Source organism: Stutzerimonas stutzeri RCH2, from assembly GCF_000327065.1.
GTDB classification, from domain to species: domain Bacteria; phylum Pseudomonadota; class Gammaproteobacteria; order Pseudomonadales; family Pseudomonadaceae; genus Stutzerimonas; species Stutzerimonas stutzeri_AE.
Genome location: NC_019936.1, coordinates 4,442,791 through 4,462,603, shown reverse-complemented (window position 1 = coordinate 4,462,603; position 19,813 = coordinate 4,442,791). Strand labels below are relative to the sequence as shown.

The window sequence follows — 19,813 nt, the reverse complement described above, 5'->3', positions numbered from 1 at the left end:
GTTCAGTATCCCTTCGGAGTCACTTCCTTGCAGTTTTCTTCGATCATCGATGACCTGGCCGAGCGCGGCTGGTCGCTGCAGAGTTCTTTTCTTCCCAGTGATGTGACCCACAAGCTGGCCGACGAGTGCCGCAGGCGCGAGGCCGAGGGTGCCCTGGCACCGGCCGGCGTCGGCCGCGGCGAGGCGCAGGCGGTGCGCGAAGGCATTCGCAGCGACCATATCCAGTGGTTGGAGCCTGGTCAGGCGGCGGTCTGCGATCAGTATCTCGGGGTAATGGACGAGTTGCGTCAGCAGCTCAACCGCGAGCTGTATCTCGGCCTGGAAGAGTTCGAATGCCATTTCGCCTTCTACCCGCCCGGCGCCTTCTACCAGACCCATCTGGACCGCTTTCGCGACGATGACAGCCGTTCGGTGACCGCGGTGCTCTACCTCAACCCGGACTGGCAGGCGGCCCATGCCGGCGAGTTGCGCATGCACATGCCCGATGGCTCGCAGCTGGACGTACCGCCGCTGGCCGGCAATCTGGTGGTGTTTCTCTCCGGCGATTTTCCTCACGAGGTGCTGGTCACCCAGGCTGATCGCCTGTCCCTGACCGGCTGGTTCCGCCGGCGCCCGGCGGACGTTCTCGCCCTCTGACGCAGCCGTTCTTCCGGCAAAAAAAAGCCCGGCACGGGCCGGGCTAAAGGGAAGTAATTGCTCCGCGCTACATGCCAAGCATGTTTGGCAGCGCCAGCGAAATCGACGGTACGTAGGTGATGATCACCAGGAAGCTCAGCATCAGCGCCAGCCATGGCAGCACTGCGCGGATCACCTGGGTGACCGGCATGCCCGTCACCGCCGAGGCGACGAACAGGTTCAACCCCACCGGTGGCGTGATCAGGCCGATTTCCATGTTGACCACCATGATGATGCCCAGGTGGATCGGGTCGATGCCCAGCTGAATGGCGATCGGGAACAGGATCGGCGCGAGGATCAGGATGATTGCCGAAGGCTCCATGAAGGCACCGGCGATCAGCAGCACGATGTTCACCACCAGCAGGAACATCCACGGCTGCAGGCCGGCCTCGATGACCCAGGCGGTAATCGCCTGTGGAATCTGTTCGGTGGTCAGCACGTGGGCGAACAGCATGGCGTTGGCGATGATGAACATCAGCATGATCGACAGCTTGCCGGATTCCAGCAGCACCTTCGGGCAGTCGCGCAGGGAGATGTCCTTGTAGACGAATAGCGCGACGAAGGCCGAATACACCGCCGCCACCGCCGCCGCTTCGGTCGGGGTGAACATGCCGGAGTAGATACCGCCGAGGATGATCACCATCAGCAGCAGGCCCCAGATTGCCTTGCGCGCAGCGGACAGCCACTCGCGGAAGCTCGCCCGCGGCAGGGCCGGCAGGTTCTTTTTCACCGCGATGATGTAGATCGCGATCATCAGCGCGCCGCCGAGCAGGATGCCTGGCACAACACCGGCCATGAACAGCTTGCCCACCGAGGTCTCGGTTGCGGCGGCGTAGACCACCATGACCACCGACGGTGGAATCAGGATGCCCAGTGTACCGGCGTTACAGACGATGCCGGCACCGAACGCCTGCGGGTAACCGGAGCGCACCATGCCGGCGATGGCAATGGAGCCGACCGCGGCCACGGTGGCTGGCGACGAACCGGAGAGTGCGGCGAACAGCATGCATGCCAGTACCGCGCCGATCGCCAGGCCGCCACGGATGTGGCCGACGCAGGCGTTGGCGAAGTCGATCAGGCGCCGCGCCACGCCGCCGGTGGTCATGAAGGCACCGGCGAGGAGGAAGAACGGGATGGCCAGCAGGGTGTAGTGCTCGGAGGTCTCGAACAGCTTGATCGCCAGCGAGCGCACCGAGTCCTGACTGAAGATCATGATGGTCAGCGAACCGGCCAGGCCGAGGGATACGGCCACCGGCACGCCGATGAACATCAGCACGAAGAGGGCGGCGAACAGGAACAGAATGGTCATTACTTGGGCTCCTCTTCGCCGTGCTTGAGCGCATCGGCCGCTTCATCGGCGAGGCCGAGGCCGGTCTGCTCGTTGCGCAGGATACGCACGAAGATTTCGGCGAAACGGATGAACACCATGGCGAAGCCGAACGGCACGATCATGCCGATATGCCATTGCTTGACGCCGATGTGGCCCAGATCTTCCGCGCCGATGTTGGCGATGAACAGGGTCTGGATCCATTCGAAACTGGCGACGGTAAGCAGGCCGGCGTAGCCCAGGCAGAGCAGGCAGGCGATGATGCCGATGATGCGCTGGATGTGTCGCGGTGCCAGCTTGACCAGTGCATCGACACCGATGTGGCCAGCGGTGCGCACGCCATAGGCGAGGCCGGAGAAGATCAGCCAGGCGAACAGCGCCTTGGTCAGCGCGGTGCTCCAGGTCATGGCCTGGGCCAGGCCGATGATGAAATCACCGATAGCGAACCAGAAGTCGGCGCTGCCTTCGAAGCGGTCGCCCAGGTTGTAGAAGAGCGTGTAAAGGTTGTTGAGGATCACGTAGACGAAGGTCACCAGTGTCATGGCGGCCAACAGAAAGGCGATAAAACCTTCCTCGAAGTGGTCCCAGACGCGCCAGAGGGCGTTCATGGATGACATCTCCCGATGGACTGCTGTTGTGCGAAGGCAGCACGAGGTGCGCCGTGAACCAGCCGGGGCGGGCTGGCAGACAGAGCAATGAAAAACTCTTGTTGTCACTGTCGAAGCGGCGTAGCCGGGGGGTCACCTTGGCCTGGCCTGTCTGCCCTTGGTGCGGGCTTCGCCTTCGTCAGCTGCTATGTTTTTTCACTGAGCTGTCGGGTGTTTCGGGTGGTGCAGCAAAGGGGCGGAGTACCCGCCCCTCGGCAAGGCTTAGTTAGCCTGGTTGGCTGCTTCGGCGGCCTTGATCAGGTCAGCACCGATCTCGCCTTCGAACTTCTTCCAGACCGGCTTCATGGCTTCACGCCACATTTCGCGCTGCTCCGGAGTCAGGTTGATGATCTCGGTGGTGCCAGCGTCGACGATGCGCTGCTTGTCGGCCTGGTTCAGCTCGTCAGCCTGCTTGTTCACCGCGACGGTCACTTCGTTCAGGATGCTTTCCAGCTCGCTGCGAACGTCAGCCGGCAGACCGTTCCAGAACTTGGTGTTGGTGATCACCATGTAGTCCAGCAGGCCGTGGTTGGACTCGGTGATGTACTTCTGCACTTCGTGCATCTTCTGCGAGTAGATGTTCGAGTAGGGGTTCTCGGCACCATTCACCACGCCAGTCTGCAGGCCCTGGTAGACCTCGGCGAAGCTCATCTTGCGCGGGTTGGCGCGCACGGCCTTGAACTGCTCGTCCAGTACGGCGGAAGCCTGTACGCGGAATTTCAGACCACGGGCATCCTTCGGCTCGCGCAGCGGCTTGTTGGCCGACAGCTGCTTCATGCCGTTGTGCCAGTAGCCCAGGCCGGTGATGTTCTTGTCTTCCATGGAGCGCAGCAGGCTCTGGCCGGCTTCGCCTTTCTGGAAGCGGTCGACTGCCGCGATATCGTCGAACAGGAACGGCAGGTCATAAACCTGAACGCCCTTGGAGTAGTGTTCGAACTTGGCCAGCGACGGTGCGATCAGCTGAACGTCGCCCAGCAGCAGGGCTTCCATTTCCTTGCCATCGCCGAACAGCGAGGAGTTCGGGTAAACCTGTACCTCGACCTTGCCGGCCAGACGCTCTTCCACCAGTTTCTTGAACATCAGCGCGCCCTGGCCTTTCGGCGTGTTCTCGGCGACGACGTGGGAGAACTTGATGGTGATCGGGTCAGCCGCGTGGGCCAGACCGGCGATGCTCAGCGACAGGGCGCATGCCAGCGCCTTGGCAGTCAGTTTGAACATTGATGTTTCCTCTTGTTGTGGGTGGGAGGCCGCAGGGCATCCCGGCAGTAACCAGCTGGGCAAGTCTAGGCGCAATGGCCAGGTTGCGATGGATGATCGCCACTCGTTCCGTCCGGTTCATTGAGTTTCAGGAGCAATGCCTGTGCCAACCGCCGGCAGAGCAACCTGTGGGCAGGGAGTTTACCCAGCAACAGATGAAGGTTTGAATGGCAGATTGCCAACAAGCGCGTCTAGGTCGCACCTTTGCGGGGTTCGCCCTGCGCTGGATGGGTACGCCAGAGGCCAGCGCAGGACGCGGCAGTCAGATGCTCCAGCCGAGGATCGAAATGGCGGGTTTCCGCCATCTAGTCGTTTTCATCCGGCGAGCTTCCGCCAGCATCGCTGAAATTCAGACCATGCTTGCGCAGCTTGTCGTGCAGCGTCTTGCGCGGCACGCCGAGCGCCTCGGCGACGCTGCGCAGCGAGCCGTGGGGGCGGTTCAACTCGGCGGCGATCAGCGCGCGCTCGAACGCCTCGACCTGTTCGCTCAGGTTGCCAGTGCCGGCAACACTGCTGGTCGGTTCGGCGCCTGGCTGATCCAACCCGAGCCCGAGACCCAGGGCGAAGCGCTCGGCAGTATTCTGCAGCTCGCGCACGTTGCCCGGCCAGGCGTGGCGCAGCAGGGCAGCCCGCTGTTCCGGCTGCAGTTCGCGGATCGGCAGGCCGTGGCGCTGGGCACCAGCCTCGGCAAAGTGCTGGAAGAGCAGGAGGATGTCCTCGTTGCGCTCGCGCAGCGGCGGAATTCCCAGCGGTGCCACGTTGAGGCGGTAGTACAGGTCAGCGCGGAACCGACCCTGGTCGGCGGCCACGCGCAGATCCTCCTTGGTTGCCGCGATGACGCGAATGTCCAGCGCGATCGACTGGTTGCCGCCGAGCCGTTCGACCACCCGTTCCTGCAGCAGCCGCAGCAGCTTGACCTGCACGTCCAGGCTCATGCTTTCGATCTCGTCGAGGAACAGCGTGCCGCCGTTGGCGAACTCGAACTTGCCGATGCGCCGTTTCTGCGCGCCGGTGAAGGCACCGGGCTCGTGGCCGAACAGCTCGCTTTCCACCACCGACTCGGCCAGCGCACCGGCGTTGATCGCGACGAACGGACCGTTTCGCCGGTTGGAGAGGTCATGCAGGGCGCGCGCCACCACCTCCTTGCCGGCACCGGTTTCGCCGAGGATCAGCACGTCGGCCTGGGTTCCGGCCAACGCGCCGATCTGCTCGCGCAGGCGCAGCATCGCCTTGGATTGGCCGAGCAGGCGCGCCGACAGCTGCTGACGGTCGGCCAGCGCCAGGCGCAGCGAGCGGTTGTCCAGGACCAGTTGGCGCAGCGCCAGAGCACGGCGCACGCTGTCCAGCAGCGCCTCGCTGGGGAAGGGCTTTTCCAGGAAATCGTAGGCACCGGCGCGCATGGCCTGCACCGCCAGCTGGATGTCGCCATGCCCGGTGATGAGGATCACCGGCAGTTCGCTGTCGCGTGCGCGCAGTTGCTGCAGCAGTTCCAGACCGTCGATTCCCGGCATGCGGATGTCGCTGACCACCACTCCCGGCCAGTCGGCCGGCAGGCGCGCGGCCAGCTCACGAGCGTCGCCCAGGCTGGCCACTTTGAGCCCTGCGAGGTCGAGTGTCTGGCTCAGCGCCTGGCGCAGGTGCGGATCGTCGTCGATCAACAGCACCTGGGTCTGGGCGCTGATCGAATGCTCGCTGCTCATTGGAAATGGTCCTCGGTGGGGAAGGCGATGCCCGGCTCGGCACTGCGCAGAAACAGGCTAAGCTGTGCGCCGCCCTCGGGATGGTTGCTCATGCGCAGCTCGCCGCCAAGGGCGCGGGTGAGGGTATCGCAGATCGCCAGACCCAATCCCAGGCCCTGGGCGCTGGTCTTGGTGGTGAAGAACGGTTCGCGAGCGCGCTGCAGAGCTTCATCGCTGAAGCCGGGGCCGTTGTCGCGCAGGCTGAGCAGCACGCCGTCGCCCTGCTGTTCGGCGCGCAGCCAGATGCGCCGCGGCGGTGGTCGCTCGGTCAGTGCGTCGAGGGCGTTGGCCAGCAGGTTGGCGAGAATCTGCCGCAGCCGGGTTTCGCCAGCCTGCACCCACAGCGTCGCCTCCGGCAGATCGCGGATCAGCTCGACGCCCATGGCCTGCCGACGCTTGGCCAGCAGCGCGAGGGCATCATCCAGCGCCGGCTGCAGCGCCACCCGCTCCGGCGCATGCTGATCACGGCGGGCAAAGGCGCGCAGGTGGGCGATGATCGAGGCCATGCGCGCGGTCAGTTCGCTGATCAGTCGCAGGTTGTCGCGTGCTTCGGCGTTGCGCTGGTGGTCGAGCAGCACCCCGGCGTTATCGGCATAGCTGCGGATCGCCGCCAGCGGTTGGTTGAGTTCGTGGCTGATGCTCGCCGACATGGTGCCCAGCGCCGACAGCTTGCCGGCCTGCAGCAGCTCGTCCTGCGCGCGGACCAGTTCCTGCTGGGCCTGCTCGCGCTCGAGCACCTCGACCTTGAGCCGGCTGTTCAGCGCCTCCAGGTCACGGGTGCGTTCCAGCACGCGCTGTTCCAGCTGCTGGCGCGCCTGGGCATCCAGCGCCAGCCGTTCGAGGAAATGCCGGCGGCGCTGCATCAGCAGGCCGAGCCAGAGCAGCAGCGCCAGCAGCGTCGCGGCACCGATGGCGACCACGGTGCGTACCGGGCGCTCGACCAGGTTGACCGGGGCTAGGATGCGTACCGTCCAGCCGGTTTCCTTGAGCTCGCGGCTCTGGATCAGCCAGGCATCGATGTTCAGGGTCAGGTCCTGTGGGTACAGGGTGGGATAGGGCTGATCGAAGGCGATCTGCTCGCGTTCGTCGACGCCCAGCCCGCGGGTCGCGCGAAATCGCCATTCCGGACGCGAGGTGAGGATCACCACACCGAAGTTGTCGGTCACCAGCAGCTGCTCGGGCGTGCTGCCCCAGAGCGTCTCGGTGTGGTCGAGATCGACCTTGACCACCAGCACACCGAGCACCTGGTCGCCATCGCGTACCGCCGCGCCGAAGTAGTAGCCGCGCTTGCCGGAGGTGGTGCCGAGGCCAAAGAAGCGGCCGAGGCGCCCTTCCATGGCCTGGCGGAAGTAGGGGCGGAAGGCGAAATTGCGATCGACGAAACTGTCTTCCTCGTCCCAGTTGGAAGCGGCGAGGGTGTTGCCGTCGGTTCCCATGAGGTAGATCACATCGGCACCGGTCTGGTTGCGCAGGCGCTTAAGCAGCCGGTTGGCGTTGTCGCGCACCTGGGGCGAGTCCTGCTGCAGCACGGCGCGCAGGGCCGGCAAGTCGCCGAGGATGCGCGGCAGCACTTCATAGCGATTCAGTGTGCCGAGCAGGTTGGCAACGTACAGATCCAGGGTCTGGCGGTTCTGTTCGGTCAGCTCGTTGCGGTAATAACGCTCGGCGAGTTGCTGCAGCGGCCAGAGCAGAGGCGCCAGCAGCAAGGCCAGAAGGGCGAGGTTGCGCCAGCGAGGGCGACGGTGAGGTTGCAGTGCGGTCATGCGTGGGCGCCTGGATGTCCGGCGCATTATGCACGCAGAGCGTACCGGCGTTCAGCGTCGATAGCGCTGGCCGGTCAGGCGGAACCTCTGGTTTGGAGTGGCCAGGACGCAGCCACTGCCGGCCAGCTCAGCGGCCGACTGTGGCGGTCCGCGGCGCGCTGGCGACAGCCTGCTCATCGCTCTGAACAAGGCATTCATGCAGAGCGGTTTCCCAGTCCGGCAGACGGATGCCCCAGTCCTGCTGCAGTCGTGCGCAATTGAGCCGCGAATTGAGCGGGCGCTGCGCAGCGGTGGGGTAATCCTTGGACAGGATCGGGGTGATCTCGGCGCGCAAGCGGCCCTGCTGGCGCAGGTGCTCGGCGATGCTGCAGGCGAAGCCATACCAAGAGGTTTCGCCGCCCGCGGTGAGGTGGTAAAGGCCACTCGGCCCGGCTTCGCCAGCGCTGCGCTTGCGCACCATTTCCGCGGTGGTGCGGGCGATGGTCGCCGCCCAGGTCGGTGCGCCGATCTCGTCGCTGACCACCGATAGCGCATCACGCTCCTGCAGCAGACGCTGCATGGTCAGCAGGAAATTCTTGCCGTGCTGTGAATAGACCCAGCTGGTCCGCAGGATCAGGTATTCCCCTCCGACCGCCTGAATCGCCTGTTCTCCGGCCAGCTTGCTGGCGCCGTATACGCTCAGCGGCTGCGGCACGTCCGCTTCGGTGTAGGGTTCGCCCTTGCGGCCGTCGAACACGTAGTCGGTGGAGTAGTGAATCAGCGGCACGCCCAGACGTGCGGCTTCTTCGGCCAGCACTTGCGGTCCGCGTGCATTGACTGCGAAGGCCTGCTCACGGTGGGTTTCTGCCGGGTCCACGGCCGTATAGGCCGCGGCATTGATGATCAGGTCCGGCCGCACCAGACGCACCTGCTCGCGGATCTGCTCCGGATCGGCGAGGTTCAGGGCGTTGTGCCCAAGGGCCAGCAGCTTGCCCGCCAGCTCCAACTGCAGCTCGCGGGCAAGCTGCCCCTGGCTGCCGGTGATCAGGATCTTCATGGAAACAGCTCCGCATCGCTGAGGCGCTTGCCAGCCTGGTCCTTGGCGGACAGCTGTGGCGACTCGTCGAACGGCCATTCGATGCCGAGCGCCGGATCGTTCCACAACAGGCTGCGCTCGTGCTCCGGCGCGTAGTAGTCGGTGGTCTTGTAGAGGAACTCAGCGCTTTCGCTGAGCACCACGAAACCATGCGCGAAGCCTTCGGGAATCCACAGCTGGCGCTGGTTCTGTGCACTCAGGTGGGTGCCGAACCAGCGGCCGAAGCTTGGCGAACTCTTGCGCAGGTCGACAGCGACGTCGAATACCTCGCCGGCCACCACGCGCACCAGTTTTCCCTGCGGCTGCTGGATCTGGTAGTGCAGGCCACGCAGCACGCCGCGCTGGGACTTGGAGTGGTTGTCCTGGACGAACTGACGCTTGAGCCCCGTGGCCGCTTCGAAAGCGGCCGCGTTGAAGCTCTCGTAGAAGAAACCGCGTTCGTCGCCGAAGACCTTGGGCTCGATGATCAGTACGTCGGGAATGCTGGTTTCGACGACCTTCATGCGTCTTCACCCGCCAGCTTGAACAGGTACTGGCCGTAGCCGGTCTTGCCCAGCGCATCGGCGCGGCGCAGTAGCTGCTCGCGATCGATCCACTTGTTCTGGTAGGCGATTTCTTCCAGGCAGGCGACTTTCAGGCCCTGGCGGTGCTCGATGGTCTGCACGTACTGCGAGGCCTCCAGCAGGCTGTCGTGGGTGCCGGTATCCAGCCAGGCGAAGCCACGGCCGAAGCGTTCGACATTGAGGTCACCACGCTCGAGGTAGGCCATGTTGACGTCGGTGATCTCCAACTCGCCGCGTGGCGATGGCTTGATCGACTTGGCGATCTCGATCACGTCGTTGTCGTAGAAGTACAGACCGGTCACCGCATAGCTGGACTTGGGCTTCTTCGGCTTCTCTTCGATGGACAGCGCTTTGCCGCTCTCGTCGAAGTCGATCACGCCGAAGCGCTCCGGGTCCTTGACCCAGTAGCCGAACACGGTGGCGCCGCTCGGCTGGGCCGCGGCGCGCTGCAGCTTCTCGGTGAAGTGCTGGCCGTGGAAGATGTTGTCGCCGAGGATCAGGCACACCGAATCGTCGCCGATGAACTCTTCACCGATCAGGAAAGCCTGGGCCAGGCCGTCCGGCGAGGGCTGTTCGGCATAGCTGAAATTGACGCCGAACTGGCTGCCATCACCGAGCAGATTCTTGTACTGCGGCAGGTCCTGCGGCGTGGAAATGACCAGGATGTCGCGGATGCCCGCAAGCATCAGCACCGAAATCGGGTAGTAGGCCATCGGCTTGTCGTAGATCGGCAGCAGCTGCTTGGATACGCCAAGGGTGATGGGGTGCAGACGGGTGCCGGAGCCTCCGGCGAGGATGATTCCTTTCATGCGTTCTCCAGTGCGCCTAGGCGCTCGCGTTGATAGCTGCCGTCCTGAACGCGACGACACCATTCGAGGTTGTCCAGATACCACTGCACGGTCTTGCGCAGGCCGGTCTGGAAGGTTTCCTGCGGCACCCAGCCGAGCTCACGCTCGATCTTGCTGGCGTCGATGGCGTAGCGCAGGTCGTGGCCCGGGCGATCCTTGACGAAAGTGATCAGGTCTTCATAGCGGGCCAGGCCGGCCGGCTTGCTCGGTGCCAGCTCTTCCAGCAGCGCGCAGATACCACGCACCACCTCGATGTTCTTCTGCTCGTTGTGGCCGCCGATGTTGTAGGTCTCACCGACCACCCCTTCGCTGACTACCTTGAACAGCGCACGGGCATGGTCCTCGACGAACAGCCAGTCGCGGATCTGCGAGCCGTCGCCATAGACCGGCAGCGGCTTGCCATCCAGCGCGTTGAGAATCACCAGCGGGATCAGCTTCTCGGGGAAGTGGAACGGCCCGTAGTTGTTCGAGCAGTTGGTGATCAGCACCGGCAGGCCGTAGGTACGCTGCCAGGCGCGGACCAGGTGATCCGACGAGGCCTTGCTGGCCGAATAGGGCGAGCTGGGCGCGTAGGGCGTGGTCTCGGTGAACAGGTCATCGACGCCGTGCAGGTCGCCGTACACCTCGTCGGTGGAAATGTGGTGGAAGCGGAACGCCTCGCGGCGCTCGGCCGGCAGGCTCTGCCAGTAGGCGCGGGTCGCCTCGAGCAGCTGATAGGTGCCGACGATGTTGGTCTGGATGAACTCGGCCGGGCCGTCGATGGAGCGGTCGACGTGGGACTCGGCGGCCAGATGCATGATGGCGTCCGGCTGGAACTCCAGCAGCGCCTCGCTGACCCGCTCACGATCGGCGATGTCGGCCTGGAGGAACTGATAGCGCGGGTTGTCTTCCACGGATGCCAGCGACTCCAGGTTGCCGGCATAGGTCAGTTTGTCCAGGTTGAGCACGCTGTGCTCGGTATCGAGGATGAGGTGACGGATCAGTGCGGAGCCGATGAATCCGGCACCGCCAGTTACGAGAATGCGCATAGTGATGAGGCTTCCTTGGCGCGCTGTCGAGCATCAGGCTCTTAGCATGTCGGCACGATAGACCGGCCGTCGATGCAAAAATTCCCGAGCGCTTCGGGGGTATCGGGTAACCGTTTGGTTACCGACATAAGTACAGCACGCTGGCGTGAGGCTTAAGGCTCGGAAGCAGAGAGGCTGGTTCGGCTACTGATGTGCCTGGCACTAACGCAGCGACACACGCAGTCGCGACAGTGCGCCAAGAAAGAACACCGTACCGATCACTGCCAACGCCAGCAGTTGCGGCCAGACGATGGATGGGCCGGCGCTGCGGAACAGGATTGCCTGGGCCAGCTCGACGAAATGCGTGGTCGGTGCCACCAGCATGATGTTCTGCACCAGCTCCGGCATGCTCTCGCGCGGCGTTACCCCACCGGAGAGGATCTGCAGCGGGATCAGCGTGAGGATCACCAGCAGGCCCAGCTGCGGCATGGAACGCGCAACCGTGCCGAAGAAGATGCCCATCGAAGTGGCGGCGAACAGGTGCAGCGCCGCGCCGCCGGCGAACAGCCACAGCGAGCCCTGGATCGGGATGTTCAGCCAGCCCTCGACGACGAAGCGCAGGGCGAAGGCTGCTGCGGCCAGCACTACCAGGCCCATCGCCCAGACCTTGCCGACCATGATTTCGAATGGCGTCACCGGCATCACCAGGAGGTGCTCGATGGTGCCGTGCTCGCGCTCGCGGATCAGCGCTGCGCCGGTGAGGATGATTGCCAGCATGGTGATCTGGTTGATCACCTCGTTCACTGCGCCGAACCAGGCGCGGCTGAGGTTGGGGTTGAACGCGGTGCGCACCACCGCTTCGACGGGCAGCGCGTCGCTGCTGCGGTAGCGGCGGACGAACTCGGCGGTCTCGCTGGCGATGATCTGCTGGATGTGCCCGGCGCCGGTGAAGGCCTGGCTGACCTGGGTCGCATCGACGTTGAGCTGGATGGTCGGCTGGCGGCCGGCGAGCAGGTCCTGCTGGAAGCGCGGCGGAATGTTCAGGGTGAAGGTGTAGAGGCCGTCGTCCATGCCGCTGTCCATCTTCTGCAGGGTGATGGCTTTCGGCTCGATGAAGTAGGGCAGCTGGAAGGCGTTGATGATGCGCAGCGAGGCTTGCGAGCGGTCCTCGTCGACCACCGCGATGCTCGCCCGGTGCGGCGCCTCGGGAATCGCCGTGGCGCCTTCGTAGATGGCCAGGGTGAACGAATAGATGATCAGCACCAGCATCGCCGGGTCGCGGTAGAGGCTGCGCAGTTCCTTGAGGCCGAGCTGGAAGATGTTGCCGAGTTTGCGTCGCAGGCCGCCCATGTCATTTCTCCTGCTTGCGCAGACCGGCGACGCTGAGCAGGGTCAGCAGCGGGATGGCCAGCAGCATGGGGATGAAATAGGGATACAGCTCTGCCAGTCCGAGTGCCTTGGAGAACACCCCGCGACTGATGATGAGGAAGTGGCTGGTCGGGTAGAGCTTGCCGATGAAGGCGCCAGCGCCCTCCATCGCCGAGACCGGGTGGATCAGCCCGGAGAACTGGATGGCCGGCAGCAGGGTGACGATGGTGGTGCCGAAGATCGCCGCGATCTGGCTGTTCAGGATCGACGACATCAGCAGGCCAAGGCCGGTGGCGCAGGTCACGTAGAGCAGCGCGCCGAGGCAGAGGGTGAGAATGCTGCCCTTGATCGGGATGCCGAAGACGAACACCGCCAGCAGCGCCAGGGTGGCGAAATTGAACATGCCCAGCGCGATGTAGGGCAGCTGCTTGCCGAGCAGGAATTCCAGGCGGGTGGTCGGGGTGACATAGAAGTTGGTGATCGAACCCAGCTCCTTCTCGCGCACCACACCAAGGGCGGTGAGCATCGCCGGGATCATCATCAGCAGTAGCGGGATCATTGCCGGCGCCATCGCCGGCAGGCTCTGCACGTCTGGGTTGTAGCGGTAACGGATGGCCACGTCGGCTGGCGCCAGCTGCCCATTGACACCTGCTTCGCGGGCCAGCTGCTGCAGATACGTCAGGTGAATGCCCTGCACGTAGCCCTTGATGGTGTCGGCGCGCATCGGCATGGCCCCATCGATCCAGAACGCTACTTGCGGCACCGCGCCGCGCTTGAGGTCGCGGCCGAAGTTCGGCGGGATTTCCACCGCCAGGCTGATGTCGTTGCTGCGCATGCGCTGGTCGAGCTCGGCATGGTTGGCCAGCGGCGCTTTCTCGATGAAGTAGCGCGAGCCGGACATGTTCAGCAGGTAATGCTGACTGGTGGTGGTCTGATCGCGGTCGAGCACGGCGTAGGTCAGGTTCTCCACATCGAAACTGACCCCGTAACCCATGATGAACATCAGCAGCACGCTGCCGAGCATGGCCAGCGTTGCGCGGATCGGGTCGCGGCGCAGCTCCATGGCCTCGCGGCGGGTGTAGCTGAGCAGGCGGCGCAGGCTGAAGCGGGCCTGACGGCCATTGTTGCCGGCCGGTTGGACCGGGTTGCGCGTGGCGGCAGGAGGCGCTGCTGGCTGTTCGGCGGCATGTGCGGCGGCAGCTTCCTCCAGGTAGGCGATAAAGGTCTGTTCCAGCGTCGGCAGGCCGCGCTTGGCCATCAGCGCCTGCGGCGTGTCGCTGTCGAGCACGCGCCCGGCGTGCATCAGCGAGATGCGATCGCAGCGCAGCGCCTCGTTCATGAAGTGGGTGGAGATGAAGATGGTCACGCCGTCTTCGCGCGACAGCTGCACCAAGAGCTCCCAGAAGCCGTCGCGGGCTACCGGATCGACCCCCGAGGTGGGTTCGTCGAGGATGAGGATCTCCGGGTTGTGGATCACCGCCACCGCCAGCGACAGGCGCTGGCGCACGCCCAGCGGCAGGCTGCTGGGCAGGCTTTCGGCATCGCCGGTGAGGTCGAAGCGGGTGAGCATCTCCTGCACGCGCGGCCCGCGTCGTTCGGCCGGCAGGTGGAACAGTCGTGCATGCAGGTCGAGGTTCTGCCGCACCGTCAGCTCGCTGTACAGCGAGAATGCCTGGGACATGTAGCCGACCCGCTGACGGGTCTGCATGTCGTGCGGGTCCACCGGTTTGCCGAACAGCAGGGCGTCGCCCTCGCTGGCTGGCAGCAGGCCGGTGAGCATCTTCATGGTGGTGGTCTTGCCGCAGCCATTGGAGCCGAGGAAGCCGAATATCTCGCCGCGGGCGATGCGGAAATTGACCTGATCCACCGCGACGAAATCGCCGAAACGCATGGTCAGGCCGTGAGCCTCGATGGCGATGCTGTCACTGTGCGGCTGCGGCGGGATGACCAGTTCACGATGCTGGCTGCGCTTGGCTTCCGGCAGCAGGCGGATGAAGGCCTGCTCCAGCGAGTCGCTGTTGGTGCGCGCCAGCAGCTCGGCTGGCGTGCCGGTGGCAAGTATGCGGCCGGCGTCCATCGCCACCAGATGGTCGAAGCGCTGCGCTTCGTCCATATAGGCGGTGGCGACCAGCACGCTCATCTGTGGGCGCTCGCTGCGGATGCGTTCGATCAGTTCCCAGAACTGCGCGCGCGACAGCGGGTCGACGCCGGTGGTGGGCTCATCGAGGATCAGCAGGTCGGGGTCGTGGATCAGCGCGCAGCAGAGGCCGAGCTTTTGCTTCATGCCGCCGGAGAGCTTACCCGCCGGGCGCTCGACGAAGGGCGCGAGACCCGTGCTACGGGTCAATTCGGCGATGCGCCAGTGGCGCTCTTCGGCGTCCTGACCGAACAGCCGGCCGAAGAACTCAAGGTTCTCGAACACCGTCAGCGTGGGGTAGAGGTTCTTGCCCAGCCCCTGCGGCATGTAGGCGATGCGCGGGCAGACCGCGCGGCGGTGGCCGGCATCGCCCATGTCGCCGTCGAGCACCTGCACATGGCCCTGCTGCAACTTGCGCGCACCGGCGATCAGCGCCAGCAGGCTCGACTTGCCGACCCCGTCGGGGCCGATCAGGCCGACCATGCAGCGCGCCGGCAGGCTCAGGCTGAGGTCATCCAGCGCGCGGGTCTTGCCGTACCGCAGGCTGACGCCGCTGATCTCGGCGACCGGGGCAGGGGAAGTGTTCATTTGCCGACATTGATCTGCAGGTGTGCCGGCCACTCGGCGTCAGCGTCGAGCTTCAGATAAGCCATGCCGGGCAGCCCGGTCTTGACCTGCTCCATGTGTTTTCTCAGCAATTCCGGGTCGATCCGCGCCTTGACCCGGAACATCAGCTTCTCGCGCTCGCTCTCGGTTTCCACGGTTTTCGGCGTGAATTGCGCGACACTGGCGACATAGGTGACCTTGGCGGGAATCACGTACTGCGGCGCTGCATCGATCACCAGGCGCACCTCGCTGCCCATCGCCACCCGGCCGGCCTGGCGCTCGGGAAGGAAGAAGGTCATGTAGACGTCGGCCAGGTCGACCAGATTGAGCAGCTTGCCGCCGGCGCCGAGCACCTCGCCCGGCTGCGCCACGCGGTACTGCACGCGCGCCACGCGATCGGTCTTCAGTTCGCTATCCGTGATGTCCGCCTGCAGCCGCACCACGCTGGCCTGGGCCGCCTCCAGCGCCGATTGCGCTTCGATGACCTGGGACCTGGCGGCGGCGATGCCGGCATCGGCCGAGAGCACCTGCGAGCGCGAAGCGGCCAGAGCAGCCTGCGCGCTCTGCATGGCGGCGAGGTCGTCGTCCAGCTGCTGGCGTGGCAGCGCATTACGGCCGACCAGGGTTTCGGTGCGCTGATGGCGTTTTTGTGCGGCGGTCAGTTCGGCGCGGCGCTGCAGCACCACTGCTTCGGCCGTGGCCTTCTCGCTCTCGCGTTGGGTGACCAGCGCCTGGGCGGTAAGGATGGCATTTTCCGCCTGGCGCACCTGGGCGCGGGCCTGGTTGAGCTGGGCGTCCAGCACCTCGGTATCCATACGGGCGATGACCTGGCCGGGCTGGACGAAATCACCCTCGTCGACACTGATCTCGCGAATGCGCCCGCCGAGCTTGGTCGCCACATCGATCTCGGTGGCCTCGATGCGGCCATTACCGCTGGCGAATCCCTCGCCCAGGCCATCGGTGCGCAGCTCCGACCAGGCCAGCAGGCCGATGACCACGAGCGCGACGAGCACGAACAGCACCCGGCGAAGAGTTTTCTGGGCTGGCGCTTTCATGAACTTTCCTTACGTGAAGCGATAGTTCGCATGCTAAGCGATTGCCCTGAAGGTTACGCTTAGCCTGAGTCAATAAAACTGCTGTTTAACGATTTTTTCTGACCGTTTCGCCGGACTTCACTGCGCGGGCTGGCTTTTCGCTACCTCGATCGTCCAGCGTTGCAGCTGGCGGCTGAGCTCGTCGCTGGCCTGGCCGAATGCATCCACCACGCTTTCCAGTTGTGGGCTCGCGCTGGGCTGACGGATTTCGAAGTGGCGGCTGGCGAGGATGCGTTGATCGACAGCGGATACCAGCTGGGCGTCCAGGCGGACCAGCACCCGCGGCTGGCCATCGACGTATTCGCTCTGGAAGGCGCGCAAATCGCTGAACAGCTCCAGCTCCGCGAACAGGTTGCTGTCCTCATTGCTCACCGCCACCGGTCCGCTCCGGCGGAACTGCTCGATCAGCCGATCGCGTAGCAAGGTCGGCGCGGCATCGCCCCAGCGCGCGCCTTGGTAGCTGCTGATCTGACTGCCGTCCGGCACCACGGCGATGCGCGGTCCGGCAAGGATACGACTGGCATGCGGGGTATGGATGCGCAGCGCCTGCTGCAGCGGCTCTCCTTGCTGGCCGGCCGACGCCTCGGTGGTCGGCAGCAGATAGACCCGGATCGGCTCCGCCTCTGGCAGCAGCGTGCAGGCGGAGAGAGCGCCGAGCAGCGTCGCGAGGACGAACGGGCGGAGCAGCGCAGGACGGCTCATGGGGTGAACTCCTGAATCTTTTCGCGGCCGAGCAGGAAGCCGCTCGGGTTGTCTTCGAGGCGCTGGGTGACGCGGCGCAGCGCGCCGAGCGTGCCGCGCAGCTCATTGATTGCCGGACCGAGGTCGCTGAAGCCCTGCAGGCCGTTGTTCAGCGCGCCCTGGTTGTCGCTCAGCAGTGCGTCCAGGCGCGAGGTGGCGCGCTCCAGTGCGGCCATTGACGCGCCGGCATTGCTCAGCAGCTGGCGACCTTCATCGTCGATCAGGCCGTTGGCGTTCTGCGTCAGCCGAGTGATTTCCGCCAGTGCGGTGTTGGTCTGTTGCCCCAGTTGGCCGAGCTGGGTCAGCGCTTCGCTGAGATCGCCGCGTTGCTCGGCCAGCACGCTGGTCGCCTGCTCCAGATTGGCCAGGGTGCGGCCGATGCGACCGGCATTGTCTTCGGAGAGCATCAGGTTGGCGCTGCGCAGCAGGTTGTTGATGTTGGTCATCAGGTCTTCGCCGTTCTCCAAGAGCGCGCTCAGCGGCGATGGGTCGGCGATGATCAGTGGCGGCTCGCCGCGCGTGCCTTCCAGTGGCGGGCTCTGTGGCGTGCCGCTGTGCAGCTGGATGATCATGCTGCCGGTGATGTTGGCCAGCGCAAGGCGGGCGCGGGTGTCCTGCTTGATCGGCGTGCCGGAATACACGCGGATGCGCGCCCGCACCTTGCGTGGGTCGTCCGGCTCCAGCCACAGCGCTTCGACGTCACCGACCTTGATGCCGCTGTACTCCACCGAGCTGCCATTGGACAGCCCGCTGACCGCGCGATTGAAGCTGATCTCGTAGTAGTTGTACTCGCGGTCCATGCTCGACTTGCCCAGCCAGAGGGCGAACAGCAGGGCGCCGCCGACTGCCAGTACGGTGAACAGGCCAATCAGCACGTGATGGGCGCGGGTTTCCATTTTCAGCTCTCCAACAAGTCAGCGGCCTGTTGCGCCGCCCGGCCACGCGGGCCATGGAAGTAGTCGCGAATCCAGGCATCGTCGGTGGCTTCCACCACCGCCAGTCGATCGGCCACCAGCACGCGCTTGCGCGATAGCACGGCGACCCGGTCGCAGATGGTGTAGAGCGTATCCAGATCGTGGGTCACCAGAAACACGCTCAGACCCAAGGCATCGCGCAAGGTCAGGATCAGCTGGTCGAAGGCCGCCGCGCCAATGGGGTCGAGGCCCGCGGTGGGTTCGTCGAGAAACAGCACCTCCGGGTCGAGCGCCAGCGCCCGGGCCAGGGCGGCGCGCTTGACCATGCCGCCGGATAGTTCGTCGGGGTACTTGCAGGCGGCGTCAACCGGTAGCCCGGCCAGCGCCAGCTTCAGCCGCGCCAGGTGCTCGGCATCTTTGCGTTCGAGGCCGGCGTGCTCGATCAGCGGCAGGGCCACGTTCTCCTGCAGATTCAGCGAGGTGAACAGCGCGCCGCGCTGGAACAGCACGCCGAAGCGCCGTTCCACCTGCGAGCGGCGCTCGGCCGATAGCTCCAGCAGGTTCTCGCCGAACACGCTGACGCTGCCGGCATTTGGTCGGCGCAGGCCGACGATGCTGCGCAGCAGCACCGACTTGCCGGTGCCCGAGCCACCGACCACGCCGAGAATCTCGCCACGGCGGATGTCCAGGTCGAGATTCTCGTGCACGGTCTGGCTGCCAAAACGATTGACCAGCCCGCGTACCTGAATCAGCGCGTCGTTGCTCGTCACCAGCCCATCTCCATGAAGAACAGCGCGGCGATGGCATCCAGCAGGATGACCATGAAGATCGCCTGAACCACGCTGGAGGTGGTGTGCTCACCCACCGACTGCGCGCTGCCACTGACCTTGAAGCCCTCCAGGCAGCCGATCACCGCGATGACGAAGGCGAACACCGGCGCCTTGGCCAGGCCGACGAGGAAATGGCTGACGGCAATGTCGCGCGCCATGATGGTGAAGAACATCGTCGGTGAGATGTCCAGCGCCAGCACGCAGACCACCAGCCCGCCGGCGATGCCGCTGAGCATGCCGACGAAGGTCAGGATCGGCAGGGTGATCAGCATCGCCAGCACCCGCGGCAGTACCAATAGCTCGATCGGGCTCAGGCCAAGGGTGCGGATCGCGTCGATCTCTTCATTGGATTTCATCGAGCCGATCTGCGCGGCGAAGGCGCTGGCGCTGCGCCCGGCCAGCAGAATCGCCGCCAGCAGCACGCCGAACTCGCGCAGGAAGGAAAAGCCCACCAGGTTGACGGTGTAGATGGTTGCGCCGAAGTCGGCGAGCACGGTCGCGCCAAGAAAGGCCACCACCGCACCGACCAGAAAGGTCAGCAGTGCGACGATCGGCACCGCGTCCAGCCCGGTCTGCTCGATATGCACGGCCAGTGAGGTCAACCGCCAGCGCCGCGGTCGCGGCAGGGTCAGCAGCAGCGTCTGCAGGGTCAGGCCAGTGAAGCCGAGCAGCTCGCGCTGCTGCTTCCATACCGACGTGACCGTGCGGCCGATATGCGCCAGCAGATCGCCGAATTCATACCCGCGCGGCAGCTCGGCGGCATCCGGTTGATCCAGGGCGGTGGCGACGGTGCGCAGCAGCGCCAGGCGCTCGGCCGGCAATTGCGGCGCCCAGGCCTCGATGGCGGCGATGCGCTCGCGACCCAGCAGCTCCACCAGCAGACCGGCGCCTGCCGTGTCCAGCGCACCGAGCCCGCTCAGCTCGATCTGACTGCGCTCGTCGATCCGCGTCCTGAGCCGCTGTACCTCACGTCGCAATGCCGCGTAATGGGCGAGCGTCCAGTCACCGAGGATACGCGCCCGCAACGGTGAAGCCCCTTGATCGAGGGTCACCGAACCGGGAGACGAGGACAGGGTGGCGCTCATCTGCTGCAAACGGGTGCCTATGTCGGGCGATGGGGTCCTGATTGATGCTAGCAGGGCTCTGCCCGGCAAGACAGGACCGGGTCGCCCTGGGTCGGCAATCGGCGGCAGGTGCCGGCTGTTGATCCATGGACCACCAG

17 protein-coding genes are annotated in these 19,813 nt (G+C 65.1%); 1 reads left to right on the top strand and 16 read right to left on the bottom strand.

Annotated features, from left to right (window positions below; genetic code table 11):
* The first annotated feature begins 27 nt into the window (after positions 1 to 27).
* The gene (locus PSEST_RS20835) at positions 28 to 636 is read left to right on the top strand and encodes a 2OG-Fe(II) oxygenase (protein WP_015278894.1); all 609 of its coding nucleotides are present in this window, start codon (positions 28 to 30) and stop codon (positions 634 to 636) included.
* 67 nt (positions 637 to 703) lie between these two features.
* On the opposite strand, the gene dctM is transcribed toward PSEST_RS20835, so the two are convergent.
* The 16 genes from dctM to PSEST_RS20750 form a co-directional block, all read right to left on the bottom strand.
* Positions 704 to 1,984, bottom strand: coding sequence for a C4-dicarboxylate TRAP transporter large permease protein DctM (dctM, locus tag PSEST_RS20830; protein ID WP_015278893.1), 1,281 nt, complete (start codon positions 1,982 to 1,984; stop codon positions 704 to 706).
* On the bottom strand, positions 1,984 to 2,610 hold the full coding sequence (locus PSEST_RS20825) for a TRAP transporter small permease (protein ID WP_015278892.1): 627 nt from the start codon (positions 2,608 to 2,610) through the stop codon (positions 1,984 to 1,986). Before PSEST_RS20825 ends, dctM begins: the two co-directional genes overlap by 1 nt.
* 261 nt (positions 2,611 to 2,871) lie before the next feature.
* The gene (gene dctP / locus PSEST_RS20820; protein ID WP_015278891.1) at positions 2,872 to 3,867 is read right to left on the bottom strand and encodes a C4-dicarboxylate TRAP substrate-binding protein DctP; all 996 of its coding nucleotides are present in this window, start codon (positions 3,865 to 3,867) and stop codon (positions 2,872 to 2,874) included.
* A 344-nt stretch (positions 3,868 to 4,211) separates the two neighbouring features.
* A complete protein-coding gene (locus PSEST_RS20810) occupies positions 4,212 to 5,606 on the bottom strand; it encodes a sigma-54-dependent transcriptional regulator (protein ID WP_015278890.1) in 1,395 nt (464 codons plus the stop codon).
* Positions 5,603 to 7,408, bottom strand: coding sequence for a sensor histidine kinase (locus PSEST_RS20805; protein ID WP_015278889.1), 1,806 nt, complete (start codon positions 7,406 to 7,408; stop codon positions 5,603 to 5,605). Before PSEST_RS20805 ends, PSEST_RS20810 begins: the two co-directional genes overlap by 4 nt.
* A gap of 127 nt (positions 7,409 to 7,535) precedes the next feature.
* A complete protein-coding gene (rfbD, locus tag PSEST_RS20800) occupies positions 7,536 to 8,444 on the bottom strand; it encodes a dTDP-4-dehydrorhamnose reductase (protein WP_015278888.1) in 909 nt (302 codons plus the stop codon).
* Positions 8,441 to 8,986 (bottom strand): dTDP-4-dehydrorhamnose 3,5-epimerase, encoded by a 546-nt coding sequence (rfbC, locus tag PSEST_RS20795; RefSeq protein WP_015278887.1) that lies wholly within the window; start codon positions 8,984 to 8,986, stop codon positions 8,441 to 8,443. Before rfbC ends, rfbD begins: the two co-directional genes overlap by 4 nt.
* A complete protein-coding gene (gene rfbA / locus PSEST_RS20790; RefSeq protein WP_003303536.1) occupies positions 8,983 to 9,855 on the bottom strand; it encodes a glucose-1-phosphate thymidylyltransferase RfbA in 873 nt (290 codons plus the stop codon). Before rfbA ends, rfbC begins: the two co-directional genes overlap by 4 nt.
* Positions 9,852 to 10,922: a dTDP-glucose 4,6-dehydratase gene (rfbB, locus tag PSEST_RS20785; RefSeq protein ID WP_015278886.1), complete on the bottom strand. Its 1,071-nt coding sequence runs from the start codon at positions 10,920 to 10,922 to the stop codon at positions 9,852 to 9,854. The genes rfbA and rfbB overlap by 4 nt, the downstream gene beginning before the upstream one ends.
* 201 nt (positions 10,923 to 11,123) lie before the next feature.
* The gene (locus tag PSEST_RS20780) at positions 11,124 to 12,251 is read right to left on the bottom strand and encodes an ABC transporter permease (protein ID WP_015278885.1); all 1,128 of its coding nucleotides are present in this window, start codon (positions 12,249 to 12,251) and stop codon (positions 11,124 to 11,126) included.
* Position 12,252: 1 nt separating this feature from the next.
* A complete protein-coding gene (gene rbbA, locus PSEST_RS20775) occupies positions 12,253 to 14,994 on the bottom strand; it encodes a ribosome-associated ATPase/putative transporter RbbA (RefSeq protein ID WP_015278884.1) in 2,742 nt (913 codons plus the stop codon).
* A complete protein-coding gene (locus PSEST_RS20770; protein WP_015278883.1) occupies positions 14,991 to 16,067 on the bottom strand; it encodes an HlyD family secretion protein in 1,077 nt (358 codons plus the stop codon). The genes rbbA and PSEST_RS20770 overlap by 4 nt, the downstream gene beginning before the upstream one ends.
* A 117-nt stretch (positions 16,068 to 16,184) precedes the next feature.
* Entirely contained in the window at positions 16,185 to 16,808 is a 624-nt protein-coding gene (locus PSEST_RS20765) for an ABC-type transport auxiliary lipoprotein family protein (RefSeq protein WP_015278882.1), read from the bottom strand.
* The gene (locus tag PSEST_RS20760) at positions 16,805 to 17,743 is read right to left on the bottom strand and encodes an MlaD family protein (RefSeq protein ID WP_015278881.1); all 939 of its coding nucleotides are present in this window, start codon (positions 17,741 to 17,743) and stop codon (positions 16,805 to 16,807) included. Before PSEST_RS20760 ends, PSEST_RS20765 begins: the two co-directional genes overlap by 4 nt.
* A 2-nt stretch (positions 17,744 to 17,745) precedes the next feature.
* On the bottom strand, positions 17,746 to 18,531 hold the full coding sequence (locus tag PSEST_RS20755; RefSeq protein ID WP_015278880.1) for an ABC transporter ATP-binding protein: 786 nt from the start codon (positions 18,529 to 18,531) through the stop codon (positions 17,746 to 17,748).
* Entirely contained in the window at positions 18,528 to 19,676 is a 1,149-nt protein-coding gene (locus PSEST_RS20750; protein ID WP_015278879.1) for an MlaE family ABC transporter permease, read from the bottom strand. The genes PSEST_RS20755 and PSEST_RS20750 overlap by 4 nt, the downstream gene beginning before the upstream one ends.
* Positions 19,677 to 19,813 lie beyond the last annotated feature (137 nt).